The organism is Devosia sp. Z11_6 (assembly GCF_058133665.1).
On sequence record NZ_JBYUNQ010000006.1, the window covers coordinates 65748 to 91932 of the forward strand.

General features: G+C 62.4%; 20 protein-coding genes and 2 pseudogenes. 13 read left to right on the plus strand and 9 right to left on the minus strand.

Translation table 11 applies throughout. From position 1 onward, the window contains the following. Positions 1-35: 35 nt before the first annotated feature. Both AC3YMN_RS16070 and AC3YMN_RS16075 read right to left on the minus strand, forming a co-directional pair. Entirely contained in the window at positions 36-995 is a 960-nt protein-coding gene (locus AC3YMN_RS16070) for a sugar ABC transporter substrate-binding protein (protein WP_489890781.1), read from the minus strand. 103 nt (positions 996-1098) lie between these two features. Beyond that, positions 1099-2550 (minus strand): aldehyde dehydrogenase family protein, encoded by a 1452-nt coding sequence (locus AC3YMN_RS16075; protein ID WP_489890880.1) that lies wholly within the window; start codon positions 2548-2550, stop codon positions 1099-1101. Positions 2551-2757: 207 nt separating this feature from the next. On the opposite strand from AC3YMN_RS16075, the gene AC3YMN_RS16080 reads away from it, so the two are divergent. Continuing rightward, entirely contained in the window at positions 2758-3441 is a 684-nt protein-coding gene (locus AC3YMN_RS16080; protein ID WP_489890782.1) for a GntR family transcriptional regulator, read from the plus strand. Positions 3442-3496: 55 nt separating this feature from the next. On the opposite strand, the gene AC3YMN_RS16085 is transcribed toward AC3YMN_RS16080, so the two are convergent. From AC3YMN_RS16085 to AC3YMN_RS16110, 6 genes are all read right to left on the minus strand, one after another. Beyond that, positions 3497-5227, minus strand: coding sequence for a M14 family metallopeptidase (locus AC3YMN_RS16085; RefSeq protein WP_489890783.1), 1731 nt, complete (start codon positions 5225-5227; stop codon positions 3497-3499). Next, entirely contained in the window at positions 5224-6072 is an 849-nt protein-coding gene (locus tag AC3YMN_RS16090) for an ABC transporter permease (RefSeq protein WP_489890881.1), read from the minus strand. Before AC3YMN_RS16090 ends, AC3YMN_RS16085 begins: the two co-directional genes overlap by 4 nt. Before the next feature lie 13 nt (positions 6073-6085). Continuing rightward, complete coding sequence (locus AC3YMN_RS16095) at positions 6086-7009, minus strand: ABC transporter permease (RefSeq protein ID WP_489890784.1); 924 nt, start codon at positions 7007-7009, stop codon at positions 6086-6088. Between the two features lie 69 nt (positions 7010-7078). Next, a complete protein-coding gene (locus tag AC3YMN_RS16100; protein WP_489890785.1) occupies positions 7079-8614 on the minus strand; it encodes an ABC transporter substrate-binding protein in 1536 nt (511 codons plus the stop codon). Positions 8615-8640: 26 nt separating this feature from the next. After that, complete coding sequence (locus AC3YMN_RS16105) at positions 8641-10491, minus strand: ABC transporter ATP-binding protein (RefSeq protein ID WP_489890786.1); 1851 nt, start codon at positions 10489-10491, stop codon at positions 8641-8643. After that, the gene (locus AC3YMN_RS16110) at positions 10488-10976 is read right to left on the minus strand and encodes a winged helix DNA-binding protein (protein WP_489890882.1); all 489 of its coding nucleotides are present in this window, start codon (positions 10974-10976) and stop codon (positions 10488-10490) included. Before AC3YMN_RS16110 ends, AC3YMN_RS16105 begins: the two co-directional genes overlap by 4 nt. 465 nt (positions 10977-11441) lie before the next feature. Between AC3YMN_RS16110 and AC3YMN_RS16115 the strand changes: the two genes are divergently transcribed. From AC3YMN_RS16115 to AC3YMN_RS16125, 3 genes are all read left to right on the plus strand, one after another. Next, a complete protein-coding gene (locus AC3YMN_RS16115) occupies positions 11442-12071 on the plus strand; it encodes a nuclear transport factor 2 family protein (RefSeq protein WP_489890787.1) in 630 nt (209 codons plus the stop codon). A gap of 209 nt (positions 12072-12280) precedes the next feature. Then, the gene (locus tag AC3YMN_RS16120) at positions 12281-12778 is read left to right on the plus strand and encodes a DMT family transporter (protein WP_489890788.1); all 498 of its coding nucleotides are present in this window, start codon (positions 12281-12283) and stop codon (positions 12776-12778) included. Further along, positions 12775-13197: a DMT family transporter gene (locus AC3YMN_RS16125; protein WP_489890789.1), complete on the plus strand. Its 423-nt coding sequence runs from the start codon at positions 12775-12777 to the stop codon at positions 13195-13197. Before AC3YMN_RS16120 ends, AC3YMN_RS16125 begins: the two co-directional genes overlap by 4 nt. A gap of 27 nt (positions 13198-13224) precedes the next feature. Here AC3YMN_RS16125 and AC3YMN_RS16130 read toward each other — a convergent pair whose 3' ends face one another. Beyond that, positions 13225-13920, minus strand: coding sequence for a L,D-transpeptidase (locus AC3YMN_RS16130; protein WP_489890790.1), 696 nt, complete (start codon positions 13918-13920; stop codon positions 13225-13227). A gap of 433 nt (positions 13921-14353) precedes the next feature. On the opposite strand from AC3YMN_RS16130, the gene AC3YMN_RS16135 reads away from it, so the two are divergent. From AC3YMN_RS16135 to AC3YMN_RS16175, 9 genes and pseudogenes are all read left to right on the plus strand, one after another. Then, positions 14354-16567, plus strand: a complete 2214-nt coding sequence (locus AC3YMN_RS16135) for a putative bifunctional diguanylate cyclase/phosphodiesterase (protein WP_489890791.1) — start codon at positions 14354-14356, stop codon at positions 16565-16567. A 195-nt stretch (positions 16568-16762) separates the two neighbouring features. After that, complete coding sequence (locus tag AC3YMN_RS16140; protein ID WP_489890792.1) at positions 16763-16915, plus strand: hypothetical protein; 153 nt, start codon at positions 16763-16765, stop codon at positions 16913-16915. A 52-nt stretch (positions 16916-16967) separates the two neighbouring features. After that, complete coding sequence (locus AC3YMN_RS16145) at positions 16968-17990, plus strand: GNAT family N-acetyltransferase (RefSeq protein WP_489890793.1); 1023 nt, start codon at positions 16968-16970, stop codon at positions 17988-17990. A gap of 478 nt (positions 17991-18468) precedes the next feature. After that, a complete protein-coding gene (kdpA, locus tag AC3YMN_RS16150; RefSeq protein WP_489890794.1) occupies positions 18469-20178 on the plus strand; it encodes a potassium-transporting ATPase subunit KdpA in 1710 nt (569 codons plus the stop codon). A 20-nt stretch (positions 20179-20198) separates the two neighbouring features. Next, positions 20199-22189, plus strand: a pseudogene (kdpB, locus tag AC3YMN_RS16155) (potassium-transporting ATPase subunit KdpB). A 16-nt stretch (positions 22190-22205) separates the two neighbouring features. Beyond that, positions 22206-22796 (plus strand): potassium-transporting ATPase subunit KdpC, encoded by a 591-nt coding sequence (gene kdpC, locus AC3YMN_RS16160; protein WP_489890795.1) that lies wholly within the window; start codon positions 22206-22208, stop codon positions 22794-22796. A gap of 124 nt (positions 22797-22920) precedes the next feature. Further along, positions 22921-24926, plus strand: a pseudogene (locus AC3YMN_RS16165) (DUF4118 domain-containing protein); the annotation flags it as partial. 42 nt (positions 24927-24968) lie between these two features. After that, positions 24969-25484 carry a sensor histidine kinase gene (locus AC3YMN_RS16170; protein WP_489890883.1) on the plus strand — a complete coding sequence of 172 codons (516 nt, stop codon included), beginning with the start codon at positions 24969-24971 and terminating at the stop codon, positions 25482-25484. Then, the gene (locus AC3YMN_RS16175) at positions 25481-26173 is read left to right on the plus strand and encodes a response regulator (protein WP_489890796.1); all 693 of its coding nucleotides are present in this window, start codon (positions 25481-25483) and stop codon (positions 26171-26173) included. Before AC3YMN_RS16170 ends, AC3YMN_RS16175 begins: the two co-directional genes overlap by 4 nt. Positions 26174-26185: the final 12 nt, after the last annotated feature.

Consider the following 26185-nt stretch of genomic DNA (forward strand, 5'->3'; position numbering starts at 1 on the left):
GGAAGCCCCGGCCATGTGGGCCGGGGCAGATCCCGTTAGCGATAGGTACCGATCAGTGGCTTGACGGCGCCAATGCGGCCTTGGTCCAGGAACGCGCCCTGTCCGGTGTCGACATCTGTCGGGGTCAAACCGTAGCGCTTGGCCATGGCGATCTGGGCGATGGGGTAGTAGCCCTGGAGATAAGGTTGCTGGTCCATGGTGGCGAACATCGCGCCCGTTGCCACCGCGTCGGCAATTTCGATCGCCAGATCAAAGCCGCCAAACGGCACGTCCACCCCAGCGTCGCGAATGGCGCCAGCCCCAACAGTGGAGGTGACCGAACCAGTGCCGAACACGGCCTTGATGTTTGGATTGGCGATCAGCGCCTGTGCCATGATATTCTGAGCTTCTGCAGGGTCCAGGCCGGCCCGCACTGTTTCAACAGTGATACCGTGTTCCCCCATAGCCTTTTCGATGCCGCCGCCCCGCGCGACGGCGAAGCTTGCCTCGGGAATTTCGCGTGGGTTGAAGACCGTGTCCCCTTCCTTGAGTCCAAATTCCTCGATCATCCGGTTGCCCAGTTCGTAGCCGGAGGCGAACTCATCCATGCCAACATAGGCCTGCCGGCAATTGCCATCGCGGCCTTCCAGGTCGTCATTATTAAAACCAATCACCACGATGCCGGCTTCGACTGCTGCGCAAATGCTGTCGTCGAATGCATCCGAACTGGAGATGGACACGGCGATCCCATCCACGCCCGTGGCCGCGGCCGTTTCGATCAGATCATTCTGGCGCACTGGGTCGTTGTTGGCATATTGCACGTCCAGATCAACATTGAACGCCGCGGCGGCGTCTTGCGCGCCTTTGACCACGGGATTGAAGAACTGCACGCTCGGATCGAGATAGATGATCATGGTCGCCTTAACCGGCTCCTGATCCTGCGCCATCGCTCCTCCTAGGCTGGCGAACAGGGCGCAGCCTCCCAGCAAGGCGCACTTAAACTTGGTCAGTTTCATGGATTAGTCCTCCCTTTGAATTGCCCCGGGTCCTCCTCAGGTCCGGGTCGAGGGGCGTGTTCCGATCCGGAGCCCGCCGCCAGTTTCGGTCGTGCAGCGCTCCTCAGTGCTCGAACCATGGTTGCCCGCGTCCAAGGGTCATATGCAGACCCTTGAACTGGGAATATTCGTCAAAGCCATAGCGGCCGAGTTCCCGGCCAGTGCCGCTCTTTTTGTAGCCACCGATCGGCAGTTCGGGTGTTCCGTCGATAACGGAGTTGATCCAGCAGCGGCCAGCCCGCAGCTTGCGCGTGGTCTGAATCGCGGTCTCAAGGTCGCGCGACCAGACGCTGGCCGACAGCCCAAAAGGGGTCCCATTAGCAAGGGCAACGGCTTCCTCGGGCGTGTCAAAACCTATGGTTGCCAGAACGGGTCCAAAGATCTCCTCTTGGGCAATGCGCATGTCCGGGCGCACCCGGTCGAACACGGTCGGGGCAAAGAAATTGCCCGACTTGGCATCGACCATGTCGCCGCCGAGCAGCAATTCGGCTCCTTCCGCCACCCCTGCCGCCACATAGCTTGAGACCTTCTCGGTATGCTGCTGGGAAACCATGGCGCCAAATCGTGTGGTTGCGCCAAGGGGATCGCCAAAGGGCAGGCGCCGCGAAATGTCGAGTAGGCGCTCCAGCAGCGCCGGGCGGATGGCATTGGCAACGATAAGGCGGCTGCCCGAAATGCAGCATTGCCCGGCATTGTGGTAGACGCCATAGGCGATCCCGTCGGCCGCAGCCTCAAGGTCCGCGTCGGCAAAGACGATCTGGGGTCCCTTGCCACCCAGTTCCAGGCCCACTCGCTTGACACCACCAGCGGCAATGCTCGCCAACTCGGTGCCGACCCGAACCGATCCGGTAAAGGCCAGAACGTCCACTCGCGGATCTTCCGCCAGGACCTGTCCGACTTCGGGGCCGTATCCGGTTATGACGTTGAACACACCGGGGGGCAGGCCAGCTTGGAGGGCAATTTCGGCCAAACGAATTGTGGTGCCAGAGGTGAATTCGCTGGGCTTCACGACAACGGTGCAGCCGGCACCGAGCGCCCAGGGAACGCGCTCGGACACGATAATGAATGGAAAATTCCAAGGGGTAATAATGCCAACCACCCCAGCAGGTTCGCGCAGCACGAGTCCCAGTCGGTTTTCGCCGATTGAATTGTGGGTGTCCCCCTCAAGGCCGCGGCATTGACCAGCCGCATAGGTCCACAAGTCAGCGCAGTATCCGATCTCGCCACGCGCCTGGCTCAGCGGCTTGCCCGTTTCGAGGCATTCGATCAGCGCCAACTCGTCTAGATCAGCCAAGATCCCTGCGGCCACGCGGTGCAAGATGGTTGAGCGCTCCGCTCCGCTCATGCGCGGCCAGGGACCATCGTCGAAAGCCCGACGGGCAGCGCTGATAGCCAAAGCCGCGTCTGTGGGGCCACCGGCCGGCCACACCCCTACAACTTTGCCCCGGTGGCCCGGGCTGTCCCGCTCAAAAACCCTGCCCGACTGAGCATCGCAAGGCACGCCATCGATCATCATGCGATAGCTACGTTTACTCGCCAGTCGCGGATCACTAAGGTTTGGCGATACAAAATTGGGCTGAAAGCGGGACTGGATGTTCATCGCCATTGCGGGTGGAACCCGCCTCTCCTCAGATGGGCCGGACGTTCATTGCGCCCTGTATGGAATTGTATGGTACCGTATGGCGGCTGCATGTGAGCTGTCAATCGGGATGAGAGTTGTACGATGACCTTGGATATCCAGATGGCCGAGAGCGGCGAGAGCGCTGCCGTGACCATCGAGAAAGACCTTCGCCGCGCCATCATCGAGTTGGAGCTGCTGCCTGGCTCCCGCCTCTCCGAGCAGGAGATCGCCACCCGCTTGGGCGTGTCACGACAGCCTGTCCGCGAGGCGCTGATCCGGTTGGCTAATTCGCGGCTGATCGAGATAAGGCCCCATCGAGGCACCGTGGTTGCTCGCATCTCAGCTCAGGAAATGACCGAAGCGCTGTTCGTGCGGCAGTCCTTGGAAGTTGCTGTCGTGGCGCGGGCGGCGCAGTCCTTCGACCCTTGGCAACGCAAGCGCATCGCCAATCTGCTGGCGAAGCAGGAGGAGGCATCCAGCCGGCTCGATCACGCCGCCTTTCGCGAGCATGATGAGGCGTTCCATATTGCCGTGGCCACTGGGGCTGGCGTCGGCATGGCTTGGAGAGCCATCGCGGACATGAAAACGCATATGGATCGGGTCTGCAATTTAACCTTGCAGCGGGAAGCCGACATGCAACGCCGGGTGCGCGAGCATCAGGCGATCATGGAGGCCATCGACGCCCATGATGTGCAGCAGGCCCAGACGGCCATGGCCGAGCACTTGGGGAGCATACTGGACGATCTACCCGATCTGGAAAATCAGCACTCCAGCATGTTTATGTAAGCCTCTGCCCCTCAGCGAGGCGAAGGTTTACTTCGGCTGCGATTGGAGGCGGCCGTTATTGCCGCCGGTCGTTTGCGATCTCCTGCCAAACATCATAGGCGGCTAGAACGGTCTGGGTCTGGGCTTCATGGCCCAGCTGGAAAGCGTCTCCGTAGATGGTTTCATCGGGGTATTCCGTGATGAGCGTCACCGGCACTTTCAGGTCAGGGAATTCAGTGATGTTCACCGGAAAGCCGGAGTAAATGTCGAAGGTTAGTGCCCCGGCATGGGCCCGATAAAGCTCGATCTGTCTCGCGTTAAGTTCGGCGAGGCCAGGAACCCCAGTGAGTCTTTGGGCTACCTCGCGCGCTAGACGTTCGGCTTGGGCGCGATAGCCGGGCTGGTGCCGCAGGACCAGAAAGAAGCCTTTTGGCACGGTCCACAGGGCAAAATTGCGTGGCACATATCCGGTCAGCGGCCGCGTCCACTCGTGAGCGGGGTAGCCATGAAGGTTGACATGCAGGGCAGGGCTGCAAAGCGCCAGCATCTGCTCGCGGACGTCGCGTTCATAGAGTGGGCCGGCCTGCCGGTATTCTAGGTCGTCGCCGAGCGCCGTGTAGCGGGCGGCGTGATGCATGTGGCGCGGCTCGACCTCGTAAAGTTCACGGGCGAGGGCATAACCATCGGGGTTCTCGAGCGGCACGACGCTGAAGTGGGCATTCTTGCGGCCGGCAAGGCGTTGAGCCGCCCGCAAGGCGCCGACCACGCCAGTTGGCTCATTAGGATGTTGGCCGCCGGAAACAAGAACAGGGGCATCTGACCCGAGGTGATAGCGCCCCGATACAGTGCGCCCGCAGTAGGAGGTGCCGGTAAAAACCTCGCCGCCGACCGCTTCAAGTCCCTCATCGACATCATCAAAGGCAATGGGGGCCTGCGCGGTCTCGAGGGCCTGGCGGGGAGCCGAGGGTAGGGCGTGGCTATGATGGCGCAAGGAGATATCGAGGCGCGCTGGCCCAAGCCCATAGCTGACCACCGGGACAATGCGGCCGGGCTGCAGGCCCCGGTCCCCAGACGGCCGACCAGACTTGCTATGAAAAATCTCGAGACCTGAGAAGTAAAGATCCTCATGCAGTGCTTCGGTCAGGCTGATTACCTCCTCGCCGAGGGGCAGGGGCCGGTCGGCAATCGGCAATGTCACGGCAATGCGTAGCTCGTCAAAGAATGGCTCGGTAGGGCCCCAGGCATGCTCAACAATTGCTTTGATCGCTGTTGCAAACAGCGCCTCAAAGTCGGTTTCAATCCGCTCGTCAGCTACCGTTACACCCGCGCGCTCCACCCGCACCCAACCTGTGGGAGAAAGCACCTGCGCTCCCGTGTGATCGACGTGAACGCGGTTGGGCGCTTGCACCGCCAGGCTTTCCGAGCTGCCACCCTCTTGCAGGAGAACGACGTCATAGTGAAGGTCGGCGTCATCTCGGGGGGTGAAGCGGACCGGCACGGGCAAAAGACCGGCGAGCGGGTAAGCTTCGAGCAGGAATCGCCCAGGCTCCCCTTGAGCGTGAACAGGATAGGTTATTTCCACCGCGGTAACGCCAGCCAGGTCGATCTCTTCCAGAAAGGCGTGGACCAGTGGCTTGTAGGCAGAGCGAAACCGGGCCCGAATACCGTTCGCGGCGAGCTTGAGTTCCGCCGCGCGGCGCGAGGCTTCGTCGGCGAAGAGCCATGCCTCGACGTCAGTGGCATCGGCGAAGCGGACGGTGATCTCCTCGATGGTGGAGGGAAAGGTCTGGCGAAGTGGGAAGCTCATCGGCTGGTTCTTCCAGTAGGATCGAGACGGTCGCGCAGCCAGTCACCCAGGAGGTTCAGGCCGAGCACGGTCAGAAAGATGGCAAGGCCGGGAAAGACGCTCACCCACCATGCGGTCTGCAGGTAAGTGCGGCCGTCGGCCAGCATGCCGCCCCAGGACGGCGTTGAGGGATCAACACCAAGGCCCAGGAAGGTCAGGCTCGATTCCAACAGGATGTTGTTGGCGATGTTGAGCGTCATCAGCACGATCACCGGCCCCAGCAGGTTGGGCAGCAGGTGATGGCGGATCAGGTTGAACCCCGACACGCCAAAGGAGCGAGCCGACAGCACGAATTCCCGCTCGCGCAGCGTCAGCACCTGGCCGCGCACGATGCGTGCATATTGCACCCATTGGGAGACGATCATGAGGATGATGATGTTGGTCAGCCCACCCCCAATGATGGCCATGAAGGTGATGGCGAGCAGAATAAAGGGCAGCGCCAGCTGGATATCGGCAAAGCGCATGACCAGAATATCCCAGATGCCGCGGTAATAGCCGGCAACCAGGCCCATGACGACGCCGATGACAACCGCGCCGGCAACCGAAACCACGCCCACAAGGAGGGATATGCGGCCCCCCCATACCACGCGGGCCATAACGTCACGACCAAGAGGGTCGGTGCCAAAGAGATGGGCCGCGTTCGTGAAGGGCGGCGTGAGACGCGCCATCAGGTTCACGCCCGTCCCACCATCGGGAAACAGCAGGGGAGCGAAGATGACCACTAGCGCAATGCTGCCGACAATTACGAGACCCACCAGCAGTTCGACCGAGCGAAAGGCGGAAAGCGGATGCGGCTTGAGTGCAATTTCGCTCACGGTTCTACTCCGTCCGAATGCGCGGATCGACCAGGCCATAAGCGATGTCGACCAGAAGGTTGACCAGTACGATCATCAGCGAAAGCACCACTATGACGCCTTGCAGTACCGGGTAGTCGCGCGCAGACACCGCATCAAAGGCAAGCGTGCCCATGCCCGGCCAGTTGAACACGCGCTCCACCACGACGATGCCGCCCAGAAGGCCGCCGAATTGCAGGCCCAGATAGGTGATCAGGGGAATAGCGCAGTTCCGCAGTGCATGCTTGTAGAGCACGGCTCGCTCGGACAGCCCTTTTGCCCGCGCGACCAGCACATATTGCTGCTGCAAGATCTCCAGCATGGAGGTGCGCACCAGGCGCACATTGGTTGCCGTCAGGATGATGGCCATGGTGAGCGCTGGCATGATGAAGCTCTGCCAACCTTCAAGGCCGCTTGGCGGCAGCCATTGGAAGGTGATCGACAACAGCAACACCAGCATAATGGCAAGCCAGAAATTGGGAAAGGACAGCCCAACTAACGACAACACGCGAATGAGCTGGTCGGGCCATTTGCCACGATGGGTTGCTGAAGCCACCCCCAGCGGGATCGAGACCAGGATGGAAACGACGAGCGAGGTAAGTGCCAGGGACAAGGTTGCGGGCAACGCCCGGCCAATGAGTTGACTGACGGGTGTGCCGCCCATGAAAGAGCGGCCGAGATCGCCGGTGAAAATGCCGCCCAAAAAATCGAAATACTGCACCAGAAAGGGCCGATCGATGCCCAGGCCCACCCGAATGCGCTGCAGATCGGCTTCAGTGATACTGCCGGCCCCTTGGCTCAGCATCAGGGCAGGATCGCCGGTGAGCCGAATGGCAAAGGCGACGATCAGGGTGACGGCGAAGACGACGAAGGCTGCCTGCAACAACCGCTTGATAAGGAAACCTGCCATCGCTTCACCCCGGAAGTGCATGAGCCGCCCCGCCTCGATAGCGGAGCGGCGAGTTTAAAAAGTCTCGAACTATTCGACGGTGACGTCGGTCAGGCGCAAGCGGCTATCAGGCGGGGCGACAAAATTGCCGACCCGGTCACTGACTGCGTAGATCTGGTTGACGTTGTAGAGCGGCATTTCCAGCGCTTGGTCGGCAACATATTTCGCGATCTGCTTCAGCACGGTCTCGCGTTCGGCGACATTGGTCATGCTGCGCTGCGATTCCAGCAGTGCGTCCAACTCGGGGTCGTTGCCATACGGGTTCCACTTTTCGCCTTCGTGGTACATCAGATAGGCGGTGTTGTCGTAGTCGAACGTCCATGCACCCCAGGACTGCTGCCACATAGCGCCAGTGCGACCGGCGGGAATGATGTCGTTGAGCAAGACATTGGTTTCATAGGGCTGGATGGTTGCCGTGATGCCAACAGCGGACAGGTAGGCAGCCACGGCCTGAGCGACTTCGTTGAAGGTGGCGTCGTTGCCGCGCACGTCGATCTGGACGGTGGCGCCGGGTTCGACACCCGCCTCGGCTAGCAGCGCCTTAGCGCCCTCGGGATCAAACGGGATAGGCTCCAGATCGGGGTCGTTACCAAAGGTCTGAGCCGACTGGAACGACGAGATCGGGGTCGCCTGGCCCGCAAGGATTGCTTCGATAATGGTGTCGCGATCGACAGCCATCACGAGAGCGCGGCGCACGCGCTCGTCGGCCGTAATGCCTTCATCGGTCTTGAAGCGCAGGGAATATACCGTAGGGCCGGGGACCGAAACGACCTTGAGATTGGGGGCCTGTTCAATGGTGGGGATGGAGCCGACCGGAACGGAAGGCGGGATCACCATGTCGATGCGGCCTGACTGCAGTTCGGCTACAGCGGTGGAGGGCTCGGTGATGAAGCGGAACACTACGCTTTGCAGCTTGGGTGCTTCGCCCCAGAATTCGGGGAAAGCTTCCAGAGTCACCTGGTTGCGTGCCTCGTAGGAGGCCATGCGGAACGGCCCGGTGCCGACCGGCTGGGTGTTGAAGACCTCGTCGCCTTTTTCGGCGATATAGTCGGGCGGCACGATCATCGCGCCATAACCGGTCAGCTTGGTGAGCAGGACCGGGTCGGGCTGCGACAGATGCAAAACCACCGTCATTGGGTCGACCACTTCGACGCTTTCGATGGAGTTGTAGTTGGACTGCTGCGGGCCCACGGCGCCTTCTTCGCCAAGGAGGCGATCAAAGGTGAACTTGACAGCATCGGCGTCGAAAGCCTCGCCATTGTGGAATTTCACGCCTTCGCGCAGCTTGAACGTGTAGGTGAGCCCGTCCTCGCTGATCTCCCATTCGGTCGCGAGCGCCGGCACGATCTCAAGCTCAGGCGTGCGTGCCACTAGGCCATCGAAAACATTGTTCGCGACGGCGGACCAGTTAACAAGGAAAGTGTCGATCGGGTCCCAGCTGCCGGGATCCTGAGGGGTGGCGATGTTGAGGGTGCCCGCTCCTTGCCCCAAGGCAGCGCCGGTCACGCTGAGCGCCAGGACGCTCGACAAGAGCGCTCCCTTAAGGGCTTTGTGCCAAAGTTTCATGTTCTCTCTCCTGAATCTGGGGCCGATCAGTCTTCAATCGCAACCAGGTGCCCGGGCGCGACTTCGCGGTAGCTCAGCGCTGTTGGTTCCTGTCCGACGGGTCGCACGGGGCTGGGAATCTCCCCTTCCATCAGGGTCCGTCCCCCGCCCTTGCCCGGCTCGGCACGCGGCACAGCAGCAAGAAGGCGGCGTGTGTAAGAGTGCGTAGCGTTCTCGAACACTTGCCGGCGCGTGCCGATTTCCACCACCTGGCCGAGGTAAAGAACGGCCACGCGATGGGCCATGCGCTCGACCACGGCCATGTCATGGCTGATAAACAGGTAGGCCAGCGAGCGTTCTTGCTGCAGCGCCATCATCAGTTCGATGACTTGCGCCTGTACGGAGACGTCGAGAGCTGAAAGCGCCTCATCGGCAATAATCAGCTTGGGATCGCAGCTGAGTGCCCGAGCGATAGAAATACGCTGACGCTGGCCGCCCGAGAATTGGTGCGGATAGCGGCTGGCGACGCTCGGGTCGAGGTCGACCTTGACCAGAAGCTCGGCGACACGCGCCTGCAACGCTTTCTCGTCCTTGATCAGGCCATGGGTCCGGATCGGCTCGGCGATGGAGAAGCCAACGCTCTTGCGCGGATCGAGCGAAGCGAAGGGATCCTGAAAGATATACTGGATTTCCCGCTTGAGGCGCATGGCATCGGCGCCGGTCAGGTCGGCCACGGAACGGCCCTGATAAAAGATCTGTCCCGATGTGGCGGGCTGCAGGCCCTGCAGGGTGCGACCAATGGTGGATTTGCCCGAGCCGGATTCTCCCACCAGCGCAAGCGTCTCGCCCGGCCGTAGGTCGAGGCTGACATGTTCCACGGCGTGGACCCGATGCGTGACGCGGCCCAAAAGGGTCTTGCCCACGTTGAAGCGTACGGTGAGATCACGGATTTCAGCGATAGGAGCGGCTGAAAAGTCTGCTGTGTCGTGGTCGCGATCCTCACCAATCGTTCGGGGAGCCTCCCCGTCCATCACCGTCACGGCCAGCCGCCTCGGCAGTTCGCGGCCCTTCATTGCCCCCAAGCGGGGAACCGCTGCTAGAAGCGTCTTGGTATAGGCGTGCTGCGGGTTTGCGAAGATTTCGGTGACAGAACCTTCTTCGACCTTCCGCCCGCGCCACATGACCACAACACGGTCGGCAATCTCAGCGACGACGCCCATGTCGTGCGTGATGAAAATAACCGCCATGCCAAGTTCGCGCTGCAGATCGGCAAGAATGGCCAGGATCTGCGCTTGGATGGTCACATCCAGCGCCGTGGTCGGCTCGTCGGCAATCAACACCTTGGGCTGGCAAGCCAAGGCAATGGCGATCATCACGCGCTGCCGCATGCCCCCTGAAAGCTGGTGAGGAAACCGATCCAGCATGCTTTCGGCATCCGCCAAACGAACCAGTGACAGCAGGCGCACGGCCTCGGCTCGTGCTGCGCTACGACTGAGGCCACGATGGAGGGTCAGGACTTCGCTGATCTGATTGCCCACGGTAAAGACGGGGTTCAGCGAAGTCATAGGCTCCTGAAAAATCATGGCAATGTCATTGCCGCGGATGCGCCGCATATCGGCGTCGCTGGCCTGGGCGAGGTCGCGGGCTCCGTTGCCGGCATCGAAGCGGATCTCGCCGTTTACGATCCGGCCATTGCCATATTCGACCAGCCGCATCACCGAGAGCGAAGTGACCGACTTGCCCGAGCCGGACTCACCGACAATGGCGAGCGTTTCGCCGGGGCGTACGCTGAAGGATAGATCATCGACGACCCTGCCGGCTCCAAAGTCGACCGAAAGCCCACTGACTTTCAGGATTGGGGAACTGGTCGTCGTCGGCGAGAAGGAATCGGTAATCATATTGTTGCGGCCGCCCGCGCTGCCTGATCATAGCACCCGGACAAATGCCGCAGCACGCTGGCCATATGCGACAGCTCTTCCTGGGAAGGACCAGCAGAGGTGGCGCGCACCAAAAGCTCCTCCCGGATACGCGCATAACGCCCGCACAGCTCGATCCCGTCTTCGGATATGCGCACTGTCTTTTCCTTGCCGGCCCGCCCGCCATGAACCAGGCCTGCGGCTTCCAGCTTGCGGATGGCATAGCTGGCTACATGCGTGTCGTTGATATCGAGCACCAGGCAAATATCGGCCAATGTCTTGGGACGGTCGCGATGGCGAATGGAATGAAGGATCAGGATCTCCATAGCCGACAAGCCCGGCTGACCTGCTGCGGTCATGCAGCGCACCATCCATCGGGAAAAGGCATGAAAGACCTGCGTAACCCCGAACTCCAGTTCCGACAGGCCCGGCGATGAGCCCTCAGCCAGATGCTGCGAGGAAACGATGGGGCCAAAGGCTCTGTCGCCCTGTGCTGTCCGGGGCGGATGCGGTGTCGTCCGCGTGGACTTCGGTGAACCCGTCAAACTCGCGGTCCTTGCATGTCTGCTTGCCGCAACTGCAACATCTTATCTACATCGTGTCAACAAAGTTGCATCTTTTTTCCGCACAAAACAGCCCGTGCCTCGATTGCACTCAGCTGTGTTGAGCTCATGCATGGTCAGGCTTTAGTTGGGGGAAATTGAGCTCCACACAGCCCGTCCGGCTCTCGGCCTCGGGCTGCCATTCTTGATGCCGGCTTTGGGGCTAACGGCCAGGCAGTTGTGTAGCGGCTCGCCCAGCCTATCCCGTAGGTGACGTATCGCTGAACTGGGAAGGAAGACCTTGCGGCCCCGGGGCCAGCTTGCCGGAGGAATACGCCGCAGCCATAGTAACCGGGCGAACAGATGTTCGCTTAATGGGACAACACTAAAATGCGTAATTTGAAGTGCCTCGCCGTTTCTTGTCTTGCCGTTCTCGCAAGCTTGCCTGCTGCCAGTCTTGTGGCCGCCGAAGTTCGTCCGGGCGTGGAGTTCGCCGGTACGATCGAGTCCGAAGGATCGGCCCGCGCTCAGATGCAAGCGCTGATGCTTGATCTCGCCAGTTCGTGGGCCACCTGCAATACAGATCTGATGCGGGCGACCTTGGCGGAGGACGTGGACTTTTCCTATCCTACAAGCCGCGTCCTTGGCATTGATGCGGCGGTCGCCGATCTCGAACTGTTTTGCGGCCAGGCCGAGGATACGAGCTTCTTCCTGCCGGCCGACGCTTTTTACATTGATGCCGAAGCCAATCGGGTCGCCATGGAAATTCAGTTCCGCACCATCCAGCGCGGTAGCCGCCAGGTGGTCAACGATGTCTGGATCGCCACGGTTGTCGACGGGAAGGTCGCCGTGCTCAAGGAATATCTCGATGGGCGGGTCAAAAACCTGCAGGCGCAGGGCGTGCTTGAATACGAAGTATCGCCGGAGTTCCTGACCCCATGGCCGACTCGCACCGAGCAGTGGAAGGATTGCTTCCCCGTTCTCAAGGTCGAGCCCACCAATATGTGCCCGGCACAATAATTTTGAGCGCGCAGCTGCCTTGCTGCGCGTCCAACCCCAATGCTTCGGTCTTGCCGCAGATCTTGTGCTCTGCGACGCAACGCAACATCATGACGTGGGCGTTCTCTTGCTTCTTGTCAGCACGGATAGGGCACCCGGTGGATTGCACTTCTACCGGCGCCTCACAACTATTAGAGCTGTTTGATCCCAACCCGAGTCGGTGCCTTGTCATGTCGTCATCTGGCGCGCAGCGCCTCAACCCGCTGCACCTGATCGCAGCCTTCGCGACCGGGGGTTTGCTGTCGCTCGCCGTGTTTATCAATGGCGAAGCGGGGCGTTACGGCGGACCTATGTTTTCGTCTTGGCTTGCCCATGGTGTCGGCATGGTTGTTTCCGTAGCGGTGTTGGCGATCGTTTGGCGCCAACAACGCGCTTCAAGCCAAGCTGCGCGGGAAAAAGCGGGCAAGGCACCCCTTTGGGCCTATCTCGGGGGCATCCTGGGCGCCGCGACAGTGATGCTGACCTCCACGGCCGTTAATTCGCCGCTGGCCCTGGCGGGAACGCTGGCGCTAGGCTTAGTCGGTCAGGTGGTGCTTAGCCTAGCCGCGGACTTCTGGGGCTTGCTCGGCCTGCCGCGGCGACGCCTTGAGTGGCGCGATGCCGCTGCCGTGCTCCTGATCGGGGGCGGCAGCATGGTCATCATCCTGTTCGGACTGGGTGGCGCATGATTACATCCAGCGTCTTCGCTTTCGTCGCGGGTCTGCTCGTGATCCTAAGCCGCCAGGTCAATGGACGATTGTCCCTGTCCAGCACGCCGCTGATATCCTCCTTCTGGAATCACTGCGTGGGCTTTGTTTTCCTCAGTGCCATCGCCCTGGGGATCGGCGGGCTCATTCCCAGTAACCTGGCCGCTATTCCATGGTGGGTTTTCACGGGTGGCGCGCTCGGGGTGGTGTTTGTCGCCTCCGGCTCCTGGCTCTTGCCACGTATCGGTGCCGTTAATTCGACGCTCCTCGTGATCGCCGGGCAGATGGTGTGCGGCGTCATTTTCGACATGCTGCGCGGCGCACCGGTGACGCTGTGGGCGGCAAGCCTTGGCGTGGTGATGATCCTGGCGGGCATGGCGCTGACGCAAAGGCGGCGCTGATCGCTCCAGCCGCCTGCCGCGTCAGCTTCAGGCCTTGAGGACCACGACCTTGGTCTTGACCGGGGTCCGCTCGTAAAGATGGACCATGTCCTGCGTCAGCAGGCCGATACAGCCGCTGGAAATGCCCTTGCCGATGGTTTCAGGCATGATCGTGCTGTAGATGGTGTAAAGCGTGTAGGTGCCGTTCTGATAAAGATAAAGCGTGCGCGCGCCTAGCGGATTGCCGAGGCCCGGGGGCATGCCGCCGGCATATTTGGCGACCTCGGGCTGGCGCGCGATCATCTCCGGGGGCGGCGTCCAGACCGGCCATTCGGCTTTGCGGCCGATATAGGCGTCGCCGTTCCACAAAAAGCCTTGGCGGCCGACATTGGCGCCATAACGCGTGGCATTGCCCTCGCCCTCGATGCGGTAGACGTAGTAATTGCGCGGATCGATGATGATCGTGCCAGGGGCTTCCGCCGTGTCGTAGCGCACGATGCGGCGCAGATATTTCGGGTTGATCTTGCTGACATTGACCGCCGGAACGGGGAAGCGTTCCTGGGGAAGGGGGCCATAGGCGAGCTTGGCTTCAGCCAGGCTCATATCGGTGCCCGAGCTGGCGCAGCCGGCAAGCCCCAAGGCGCCAAGACCGGCCGCAGCGCCCACCAGGAACCGGCGGCGGCTGAGGGAACATACCCCCGCTGCGGTGGTCATTTCACCGGCACCGGCAAATCCATCGTCCATGATGTTCCAACCTCCCCATGCCGGCCGCGGGGGTCTGTCCAGCTGCATCCACCGGTCCGGCCGAGGCAGCTTGTTCTCATCGATGGCAGTTGGCAAGCATGGTATTGCTCCTGCGGCCGAGCAGTTCACGATCCTTCGATGGTCCGGCCCCAAGTACTGGAAGGTAAGTAGCCCCGTTTCAGGGCAGGCTCTTCTTAATTCTTCTGCCAGTCAACTAACCTTACAAGTCTGCGGTGGGGCATTGGGGCTCGCTACTGAGCGCTTAGAGACCTGAAATGATCCATGGAGAATTCAGATTTGTCGAGCAGAGCGTTTAAGAGGGCGAAAGTAATGTGACTGTAACTACTTTGATAGTTTGATGTGCGGAAGAGATCCTTACGAAAGCGGCTGCCAGGTTGGCCGACTAACGTGTGCGTAAATCGGCATCCGCGTCATGAATAGACTTCAACACGGCAAAGAGCACAGCATAAGGCCAGTGGCGACGGTTTCGCTCTGTTTAGCTTTGGCGCTTGTGCTTGCCTTTGCCGTGGCCGCGTGGTGGGCAGTTCATAGAATAGACACCAGGGAACTGGTGGAAGAACAGCATTATATTGCCGCCGGAATTGCTGCTCGCAAAGAGCGCATCGCTATGGAGCAGGACAGCTCCGCTGCCGGAGACGATGCCGTCGTCAACCTACGGGCGGCGAACCAGACCTGGATCGCCCAGAATCTGGTCGAGTGGATGGGGACCTTCTTCAAGCACGATCGCGTCTACGTCATTGCGCCGGATAACCGCGTGGTGCGGGCCGCCAACGAGGGCGTGACGGCGGAACCCGAGGTCGACCCCCGTGACTTGCCCACCGTCGAAGCACTAACGCAGTTGCTTCGTCAGGAGATGGCCGCCGTTTCAGCAGCCATGAGCGACTCAACTGCCGCCATTACTGGCTTGGGACTGTCTGAAACCGCCCGCCTAACCGACGGGCAACTGGCGTTTGTGAGCATCAGGCCCGTTGTTCCAACAAGCCGCGCCGTAACCCAGACTCCAGGCAGTGAGTTCCTGCATGTTTCAGTTGTCTTGCTAGGCTCGGGATTTCTCGACCAGCTCGGCCGGCAAGCGGGCTTGACTGACCTTCGGATCGGGGGACCTGGGAAGGGTAGCGGTACACTACCGCTGCTCAGCAATGCTGGCCGCATAGTTGGCTTTGTTGTTTGGACACCAATAAAACCGGCACTGGCATTGTTGAAGGATAGCGCCCCTGCCGCGCTGGGCTTGTTGCTGTTGGGCTCCGCCGGGATGGGCGGCTTGCTGGTGTGGCTCCGGCGAACCACGCTACAACTGGAGCAAAGCCAAGCCCAGATCGAGTTCCTGGCCTTCCATGATCCTTTGACCGGCATTGCCAACCGGGCCCTCTTTGAAGTTCGGCTGCAGGAGGCACTGCAGTATGAGTATCTGGCCAAGGCCAAAGTCGCGCTGGTTTGCATTGACCTCGACAGTTTCAAGGAGATCAACGACACGCTCGGCCATGCAGCCGGCGACCAGCTTATCAAGCAGGTTGCGCGCCGCTTGTCTGCCACCCTCCCTGAAGGAGCGACGCTGACCCGTCTGGGGGGCGACGAGTTCGCGCTCGTGCAGCCTGGCGTTGTCAGCGACGGACATGCGCGTTTCTTGTGTCAATCGATGCTGGACAGCTTCCACGATCCCTTTGTGCTTGGCGGCGAGGCGGTCAATGTCACGGCAAGCCTGGGTGTCGCCCTTGAAGCTGGGGACGCGGTATCCACCGCTGAAATGATGCGGTGTGCCGATGTGGCGCTTTATGCCGCCAAGGCTGCCGGCCGGAACTGCTTCAGGATCTACGATCTCTCGATGGACCAGTTGCGGCGGGAGAAGCGGATCCTGGAAGTCGACTTACGCAATGCCATCCTTGGAGGAACCGAGCTCCATTTGCTTTATCAGCCCATTTACGGCGCACTGGGCGGGGAGATCGTCGGGGCCGAGGCCCTGGTGCGCTGGAACCATCCGGTGCGCGGCCCGCTCTCGCCCGACAGCTTCATAGGCGATGCCGAAGAGCGGGGTGTCATTCACGAGCTTGGTCTCTGGGTTTTGGCACAAGCCTGCGGCTTTGCAGCCAGTGCCGGGCTGCCCTGGATCGCGGTTAACGTGTCCCCCCTCCAGTTCGATGATCCCAACCTCGCCGATCGCATCCTCGACGTTCTTTCCAACCAGCATCTGCCGCCTGACAGGCTTGAACTGGAGATTACCGAAGGTATCCTGCTGAAAAATTCGCCAATGGTGCGCGATACGCTGGCAAAGCTGAGAACGGCCGGGATCAGAATTGCACTGGATGATTTCGGCACCGGATATTCCTCCATCAGCCATTTGCGGCACCACAGCGTCGACAAGCTCAAGATCGATCAATCGATTACCCGTGACCTCCTGCGGGATACGGCCACGAGCACGATTGTCCGATCCATCATAGAAATGGCGCATGCCTTGGGCGTGAGCGTGACTGCTGAAGGCGTGGAAGACGACTTGCAGCTTCAAAGGCTCAGGAACTTAGGCTGCGCCAGCTTCCAGGGCTATTTGCTGTCGCGGCCCATCCCCGGCGATCGCTTGATCGAGATAGTCGCATCAAGCAAACAAGGAAACTTGCTGCAGAATCTGCGATGACGAGCGGGGCCGGACACAAGCACGGTCCGGCCGCAAAGGGCAGAGAGTGCACCTTCAGCGGACCGTAGCGCTGTGCTGTGGATCGTGTGGGCACCGCACCTTTAGCTCGGCTTTACGCACCCAGCCGCCAATTCACATCGAAACTTTACGCGCCCCGGGAGCATCTTCGCGCCGGTTCGTTCGTGGAGTTTCGAGATGTACCGGTACAACTGGTATCTGCATCGCCATTTCGGCGCTGCCGCGCAATGCGAGGGTGCGGCGCTTGGGCGGCGCATGCGCATCACCCTGATCGTGGTGGCCCTGCTTTACGCGATTGCCGTGGTCGGGGCCCTCGTCCTGCTGATCTGATCGGCCGCGCACCCCACCACCAGCCCCATTTTGTTTCAAGGAGAACGACACCATGTCGGCTCACGCGTCTTTCGCTCACTTTTCCACCTTTGCCCGCTTGCGCCGGGCAGGGGAAGCGGACCTGCCACAATTGCAGGCCCTGAGCGAGCGAGCCTGTGGCGAAGGCAAGCACACCGCCCCCGATTGGCCCGAACTGCTGCAACGGGAGGGCGCCTATGTGCTGGTGGCCACTGAATGCCACCTCGTCGTTGGCGTCGGCATCTTGGCGCATGGCTATAGCGCTGCCAAGGCCTCGCTCCCATTTCTGCTGGTGAGCCCCGATGTGCGCTGCCGCGGCATTGGGCACCTCCTGCTCGAAACCCTGGTGGGCCGTGCCCGCTCCGAAGGCGGCGCCGTGCTTTATGCCGCTGTGCCCGAGCGCGCCGATGGCTTGGCGCGCCTTTATGCCGAGCACGGCTTTTTCGATCTGGGCTCGGGCGAATGGGCCTTCGGGCTCTGGAACGGTCATCAGTCCCGCTCTTATAGTGACATTGCCGTGCCCTCGCACGATCCCGTTGCCCCCGAAGATTCTGCCGCCCTGTGCCTGCTGGTAGCCATGGGCGCATTGGAGTCGGCCATGCTCCTGACGCCGCGCGCCCGGCAGGTGGTGGCCCACGAGCTGAACTCGGAGCGCCCGGATTTGAGCGTGGCGGAAACCATGGCACTGGCCGCGGCGCGTCGCCGCTATGTGGTACGGATCGCGCCTGAAGCGGCCGCCGCCTTGCGCAATGCCAGGCTTGCCGATCTCGGCGATCACATCGCCCCGGAAGCCATGCCCGGCACGCCCGAAATGATCCTGGGCTATCTCGCGCGGCGCCAGATCTGCATCATGCGCCTCCAGTTGCCGCGCTTGACGCCAGGCGGCGAGCCGCGCTGGTATCTGGTGACCGGCTTTGATGGCTTTTTGTTCCGCCTCCATGATGTGACGGAGGATGGCGCGGCCAACCGGCGTAATGTGGTGACGGCAGCCGAAATGCGGCTGGCCCTCGGCGCCTGCGACGCCGGTAGCGCCCTGATCCTCTCCAAGGTGCTGTGATGACCTGGATGTTGTTTCGCCACGGGCGGGCGCGCGTTGTCGGCAGCTGTGCGCCACACCGGTCCGAAGCGCGAGCGCGTGATCGGGAGGCGCAAAGGGACGTGCTGATCCTGCTGAGCGCAGTGGGCTTGCCGCTCTGCAGCGGCCTGGTTGTTCTGGCCACCGTGCCGTTTTAGGCGCCCTCCGGGGCGCCTTTTTTCTTTATGCCGCCTTATATGCGGCACCCGCGTTCCGTATGGAAACTTTACGCCCCGCGGGAGGAATGTCTGGGCCTCTCTTTCGGAGGCATCGAATTGTTCGACATCTTCTTTCTGGCACTGGGGCTGGGCTTTTTCGCCCTGAGCTACGCCCTGGCCCGGCTGCTGGCCCGCGTGTAGCCATGCTGTTCTTGCTCTGGGGCGCCGGCGCCCTCGCCATTGCCGTTTACATGGTTATCGCCCTGTTCCGGCCTGACAAACTCTAGCGGATACTCACCAAAATGAACTGGCAAGGATGGGCGGAAATCGCCCTGACCCTTGGCCTCGCCCTCGCATTGGGCTGGCCATTGGGTATTTTCATGTCGCGCGTCTGGAATCGCGAAGGCACCTGGCTCGACCCGGTGCTCAAGCCCGTTGAGCGCGGCTTTTATGCCGCTTGCGGCATCGACCCCAACCGCCCGCAGGGCTGGCTGGGCTATGGCGCTTCGCTGCTCGCCTTCAATCTCGTTGGCTTTTTGCTGCTTTACGCCATGCTGCGCCTGCAGGGCGTGCTGCCGTTCAACCCGCAGGGCTTTGCAGGGGTGACGCCCGACCTCGCCTTCAACACGGCGGTGAGCTTTGTCACCAACACCAATTGGCAAAGCTATGGCGGCGAAACCACGATGAGCCACTTCAGCCAGATGGTGGGCCTGACCACGCAGAACTTCGTTTCTGCGGGCACCGGCGCCGCCATTGCTGCAGCGCTTGCCCGGGCCTTTGCCGGCAACAAGGAAGCGGGCATCGGCAATTTCTGGGCCGATCTGGTGCGCACCACGCTTTATGTGCTGCTGCCGCTGTCGCTGGTCTTTGCCGTGGCGCTGATCGGCGTCGGCGTGGTGCAGAACCTGGCTGCCAGCGTTTCCGCCACCACCTTGGAAGGCGCCAGCCAGACCATTTCGGTTGCGCCCACTGCCAGCCAGTTGGCGATCAAGCAACTGGGCATCAATGGCGGCGGCATTTTCAACGTCAATTCCGCCCATCCTTTCGAAAATCCCAACCCGCTCAGCAATCTGCTGACCGCGATCGCCATCAACGTGCTCGGCTGGGCGGCGTTCTTCGCGTTTGGCCGCACGGCCATTGCCCGCAAGGATATCCGGGCACTCGCCACCGCCGCCATCATCATTCTGGCGGCCGGCGCTGCGGTGATCTACCACAGCGAAGCCCAGCCCGCCCCGGCGCTTGTTGCCGCCGGGATCGAGAACCCCCTCAACATGGAGGGCAAGGAAACCCGCTTCGGCATCGCCGGCACGGCAGCTTGGGCGGCCCAGACCACCGGTGCTTCCAACGGTTCGGTCAATGGCATGCATGACAGCTTCTCGCCCCTGGGCGGCGGCATGGCCATGCTCTTGATGATGCTAGGTGAAATCCTGCCGGGCGGCATCGGCTCTGGCATCGCCATCATGGTCGTCATGGCCGTGCTCTCGGTGTTCGTGGCTGGCTTGATGGTCGGGCGCACGCCCGAATATCTGGGCAAAAAGATCGAGGCGCGCGAAATCCAGTTCGCCATGGTCGCGCTGCTGATTGTGCCACTCTCGACCCTGGGTTGGGCGGCGCTCACCATTGTCTGGCCCGAAGGGCTGGCGAGCCTTTTTAACCCCGGTGCCCATGGCCTGAGCGAATTGCTTTATGCCTATACCTCGGCCACGGCCAATAACGGCTCGGCTTTTGGCGGCATCTCGGCCAATGTGCCCTGGTGGAACACCACCCTGGCCATGGCCATGCTGATGGGGCGCTTTATCCCCATTGTCGCGGTGCTCGCCATTGCCGGCAGCATTGCCGCCAAGCCCAAGCTCGCCCCCAGCGCCGGCACGCTGCCCACCAGCGGCACGCTGTTTATCGGCCTTCTGATCGGCATCATCATCATCCTGGGTGCCCTGCAATATTTCCCTGCACTCGCCCTCGGCCCGATCGTCGAGCACCTCCAGGTGCTTGAGACGCTCGGCGCCAATTGAGGTTTTCCAACATGACCACCATGGACTTCAACTCCAACTCTTCCCCGCCGCGGCGGCTGGCCGGCAGCTTTTCGCCGGCCATGCTGGGCCGGGCCGTGGGGGAAGCCTTCAGCAAGCTCGATCCACGCAAGCTGTTCGGCAATCCGGTAATCCTGGCTACCGAACTCGTGGCCGTGCTGGCCAGCATTTCGGCCATTGTCGCCTTCAGCTCGGGCGCCGAGGCCGGCTTTGCCACCGCCATTGCCCTCTGGCTCTGGGCCACGGTGCTGTTCGCCAACTTCGCCGAAAGCATTGCCGAAGGGCGCGGCAAGGCGGCAGCAGACAGCCTGCGCGCCACTCGCACCACCACCAAGGCCAAGCTGATCGTTGACGAAAAGCAGGGGCTGGTCGTCCCCACGCCGGCCCATGAACTGGGCCTGGGGCAGATCATCCTCGTTGAGGCCGGTGACGTTATCCCCGTGGACGGCGAAATCATCGAGGGCATCGCTTCGGTCAACGAAGCGGCTATCACCGGTGAATCGGCTCCGGTAATCCGCGAGTCAGGCGGCGACCGCTCGGCCGTCACTGGGGGCACAACGGTTGTGTCGGACTGGATCAAGGTGCGCGTCACCGCCCAGCCGGGCTCCACTTTCCTTGATCGCATGATCGCGATGGTGGAAGGGGCCGACCGTCGCAAGACCCCCAACGAGATCGCCCTCGCGGTGCTGCTGGCCGGCCGCTCGATCCCGTGGTGCTGGGTGCGCTCTTTGTCTGTCTGATCCCCACCACCATTGGTGGACTCCTCTCGGCCGTGGGCATTGCCGGCATGGACCGGCTGCTCAAGGTCAACGTGCTAGCCACGTCCGGCCGCGCGGTGGAAGCGGCAGGCGATGTCGATACGCTCCTGCTCGACAAGACCGGCACCATCACCTTTGGCAACCGGATGGCTACCGAAGTGATCGCCTCGCCTGGCATTCGCGACGACCTGGCTTTCCAGGCCGCCGTGATGGCCTCGCTTGGCGACGAAACGCCCGAGGGCCGCTCCATTGTCGAGCTCGGGCGCAACAAGGGCGTCGCCACAGATGTTCCGGCCGGCGCCAATGTGATCCCGTTCTCGGCTACCACCCGCCTTTCGGGCCTCGATGCCGGCGGCAAGAACTGGCGCAAGGGCTCGGTGGACGCCATCCTGCGCTTCACCGGCAAGAGCGAAGCCGAAACCCCGGCCGCCTTCCGCCAGGCCGTGGAACGCATCGCCCGCTCCGGCGGCACGCCGCTGGCTGTGGCCGAAGGCAGCAATCTCCTGGGTGTCATTCACCTCAAGGACGTGGTGAAACCTGGCGTTGCCGCCCGCTTTGCCGATCTGCGCAAGATGGGCCTGCGCACCGTGATGATCACCGGCGACAATCCCGTCACCGCCGCCGCCATTGCCGCCGAAGCGGGCGTCGATGACTTCCTGGCCGAAGCCACTCCCGAGGACAAGCTGCGCTTGATCCGGGAAGAACAGGGCAAGGGCCGGCTCGTTGCCATGTGCGGCGACGGCGCCAATGACGCTCCTGCCCTGGCGCAGGCCGATGTGGGCGTGGCCATGCAGACCGGCGCCCAGGCGGCCCGTGAAGCGGGCAACATGGTGGATCTCGACAGCGACCCGACCAAGGTCATCGAGATCGTGGAAGTGGGCAAGCAGATGCTGATCACCCGCGGTGCGCTGACCACCTTTTCCATTGCCAATGACGTCGCCAAATACTTCGCCATCATCCCTGCCTTGTTCGTGGGCGTGCTGCCCCAGATGCAGGCGCTCAACGTCATGGCGCTCTCGAGCCCCGAAAGCGCCATTCTCTCCGCGGTGATCTTCAATGCCCTTGTGATCGTAGCGCTGATCCCGCTGGCGCTGCGCGGCGTCAAATACCGGGCCGTCGGCGCCGGAGCGCTCCTGTCGCGCAATCTCTTGATCTATGGCCTTGGCGGTCTTGTGGCTCCGTTCATCGGCATCAAGCTGATCGACATGGTGCTCACCGCCGTCGGCTTGGTATAGAAAAGGAACCAGGAAAATGCTGAACCAATCCAGACCTGCCATTGTGTCCATGCTGCTGTTTTCGCTGCTGCTGGGCGGGGTTTATCCGGCGGTTGTTACCGCCGCTGGTGGGGCGCTGTTCCCGGCCCAGGCCGAAGGCTCGCTGCTGCGCAACAGCGAGGGCACGGTGGTGGGCTCGCGCCTGATCGGGCAGATCACCACGGCGCCCCATTATCTGTGGCCCCGTCCATCGGCGGCCGGCGACGGCTATAATGCCGCCGCCTCTTCGGGCTCCAATCTTGGGCCGCTCAATCCCGCGCTGACGGAGCGGGTGGCCAGCGATGCGGCGGCGGTGCGCGAATATGCGCCGGCCGGCGCCGCCTTGCCGCCCGATGCCGTCACCACCTCGGGCTCGGGCCTTGATCCCGAAATCTCGCCCGAGTTTGCTGCTCTGCAGGTCGATCGCATTGCGGCCGCGCGTGGTATTGATGCGGCGGCGGTGCGGGCGGTGATCGCGCAAAACACCGAAACCCCCTTGCTTGGCTTTATCGGCCAGCCCAGGGTCAATGTGCTGCTCGCCAATCTGGCCCTAGACAACGCCCATCCGGCGCCGGCGCCCACGGAGTAAACTCGCCTTGCAAGACTACCGACGCCCGGATCCCGAAGCTTTGCTCATCGCCGCGCAAAACGCGCATCGCGGCAAGCTCAAAGTGTTCCTGGGCATGGCCCCGGGCGTCGGCAAGACCTATGAAATGCTGCGCCAGGCCCGCCGCCGCAAGGCGGAGGGCCTCGACGTGGTGGTGGGCCTCGTGGAAACCCATGGCCGCAAGGAAACCGAGAGCCTCTTGCGCGGGCTCGAAGTTCTGCCGCGCCAACCCATCGACCATCGCGGCCGCACGCTCCTCGAATTTGACATCGACGCTTCGCTGGCTCGCCGGCCCGAACTGCTGATCGTTGATGAATATGCCCACACCAATGCCTCGGGCTCCCGCCATCCCAAGCGCTGGCAGGATGTGGAAGAACTGCTCTGCGCCGGCATCGATGTGTGGACGACGCTCAATGTCCAGCACCTCGAAAGCCTGGTGGATGTGGTGCTCAAGATCACGGGCGTGCGCCAGCGCGAAACCGTGCCCGACAGCGCCCTGTCGCGTGCCGACGACATCGAAGAGGTTGATATCACCCCGGCCGAGCTGCGCGAGCGCATGGCCGCCGGCAAGGTTTATGTGCCCGTAACCGCGCGCCTCGCTGCCGACAATTTCTTCAAGCCCGAAAACCTCACGGCTCTGCGTGAACTGGCCCTGCGCCGCGCCGCGCAAACCGTGGACGACCAACTCAATGCCGCCATGCGAGTCAAGGGGCTCGAAGGGCCCTGGGCCGCGGGCGATCGCATCCTGGTGCTGGTGGCCGATGATGCCATGGCGGGCGGCCTGGTCCGGAAGGGCCGGCGCCTCTCCGACACCATGAAGGACGCCCCCTGGATCGTCGCCCATATTTCCCGCGGCCGCCACGAAGACGGCGATGCCAGCACCACTTCGCGCCTGACCGATGCACTAAAGCTCGCCGAGCAGCTGGGCGCCACCACCGTCGTGCTCAATGGCGACAATCTGGTTGCCACCGCCCTGCAATATGCCGGCCAGAACAACGTCACCCAGATCGTGATCGGCAAAGGCCCCGATAGCCGCCTGCGCGAACTGCTGGGCCTCTCCTTGGCCGCCGAATTGCTGCGCGCCGCCCGCGGCGTTTCCATCCATGTGGTCACCGAGCCCGGGGAAAGCGCTCCGGCACGGCGGCGCTGGTGGTGGCTGCGCGGCCTGCGCCACAGCTGGCCGTCGCATCTTGTGGGTATGGTTTATGTGGCCGCGGCCACAGGCATTGCCCATCTGCTGGATCAGCGTTTCGAACGCGCCGATCTGGGCATGATCTATCTGGCCGCCATTCTCGCCGCCGCGATCCTCCATGGCTTGTGGCCCGGCCTCGTAGCCGCGGTATTCGCCTTTTTGCTTTAAACCTCCTTTTCCTCAGCCCCCGCTACAGCTTTGCCATCGGCTCGCCCACGGACCTTCTGACCCTGCTGGTGTTCCTGGCCGTCGCATTGGCGACCGGCATTCTCGCCGGCCGCTCGCGCGACCGCACCCGCGATGCCCAGCGCCGGGCCGGCGATGTCGCTTCGCTCCTTGTAGCCAGCCGCGCCTTTTCGCGCGCGCCAACCCGCCTCGACGCGGCCAAGGCGCTGGTCGAGCAAACCACGGCGGTTACCGGCGCCAAATCCGTGGTGCTCCTGCCACGGGGCGATGATCTGGAACTGGTAGCCGGCGCGCCCGATCTGGCCCAGCTCGGCGCCGGTGCCATGGCGGCAGCCCGCTGGTCCTGGGAACGGGGCGAGTTGGCAGGGCAGGGCACCGGCACGCTGCCGCAAACAAGCTGGACCTTCCGGCCCCTCCAGGGCGTCGCCAGCCGCACCGGCGTGTTGGGGGTTGAAGCCGAGGCGCCGCTGCCGGGCTCGGATCGCGAAAAACTGCTGACCGCGCTGGCCGATGGCGGCGGCGTGGCGCTGGAACGCGCCGATCTGGTGCTTCAATCGGTGGAAGCCGAAACCCTTCGCCGTTCCGACCGCTTCCGCACCGCGCTCCTCAACTCCGTCAGCCACGATTTGCGCACGCCGCTGTCGACAGTCCTGGGCGCGTCCTCGACGCTGATCGAGCTGGGCGACAAGCTCGAAGCCCCGGTCAAGCTCGACCTGCTCCACTCCATCCGCGAGGAGGCCGAGCGCCTCAATCATTATATCCGCAACCTCCTCGACATGACCCGGCTCGAGGGCAATGGCGTGACGCTCCGCCTCGAAGCCTGCGATGTTGAAGCCATTCTGCGGGCCGCCGCCGCCCGCCTCAGCCGGCGCTTGGGCGAGCATTCCATTTCCTATGATTTCCCCACGGCACTGCCCATGGTCATCGTCGATCCCGGTTTGCTGGAACAAGCCGTGGTCAATATCCTCGAAAACGCCATTGCCTATTCGCCCGACAACACCGAAATCAGCATCGCCGCCTATGAGGACCGCTCCAAGATCCTGATCAGCATCGAGGATGAGGGCCGCGGCATTCCCACCGCCGAGCTGGAGCGGGTGTTTGACAAGTTCCGGCGCCTTGAAGAGCCTACCGACCGCGGCAAGGGCGTTGGCCTTGGCCTTTCCATCACCAAGGGCTTTATCGAAGCCATGGGCGGCACCATTCAGGCCGCCAGCCCCATCCATGGCGATAAGGGCACCCGCATGCTGATCGGCCTCAACAAATCGCCGCAGGATCACTGGATCAAGCCATGACCGAAATCCGCAAACGCGTCCTCGTGATCGATGACGAGCCGCAGATGCATCGCTTTTTGGGTCCGGCACTTGAGGCGGCAGGCTATGCGCATCTGCGGGCAGATAACGGCGCGCAGGGCTTGCGCGAAATCGTGCTGCGCAGCCCCGATGTAGTGATCCTCGACCTTGGCCTGCCCGACATGGACGGCAAGGATGTGCTGGTGAAAGCCCGCACCTTCTACGATGGCCCGGTGATCATCCTTTCCGCGCGCGACAAGGAAGGCGAAAAGATCGAGGCCCTTGAAAAGGGTGCCAATGACTATGTGGAAAAGCCTTTCGGCATTGGTGAACTCCTGGCGCGTATTGGCGTCGCACTCCGGCAGCGAGGAGCGGTGCAGCCTTCGCAGGCCAAGGTGTCCTTTGGCGACATCGTGGTGGACCTCGATCTGCGCTATGTGACCCGCGCCGGCGAGCCGATCCGTCTGCCACCCAAGGAATATGCCTTGCTGACCCGCCTTATCGCGGGGCAGCGCAAGGTGTTGACCCACAAGGAACTGCTGAGTGCAGTTTGGGGCGCTGCCCATGTCGAGGACACGCAATATCTGCGCGTGGCGATCGGCCAACTCAGGCAAAAATTGGAACGGGACCCGAGCAAGCCCTCGCATCTGATCACCGAACCCGGTGTCGGCTACCGCCTGCTGCTGGATTGAGCATCGCCGTCT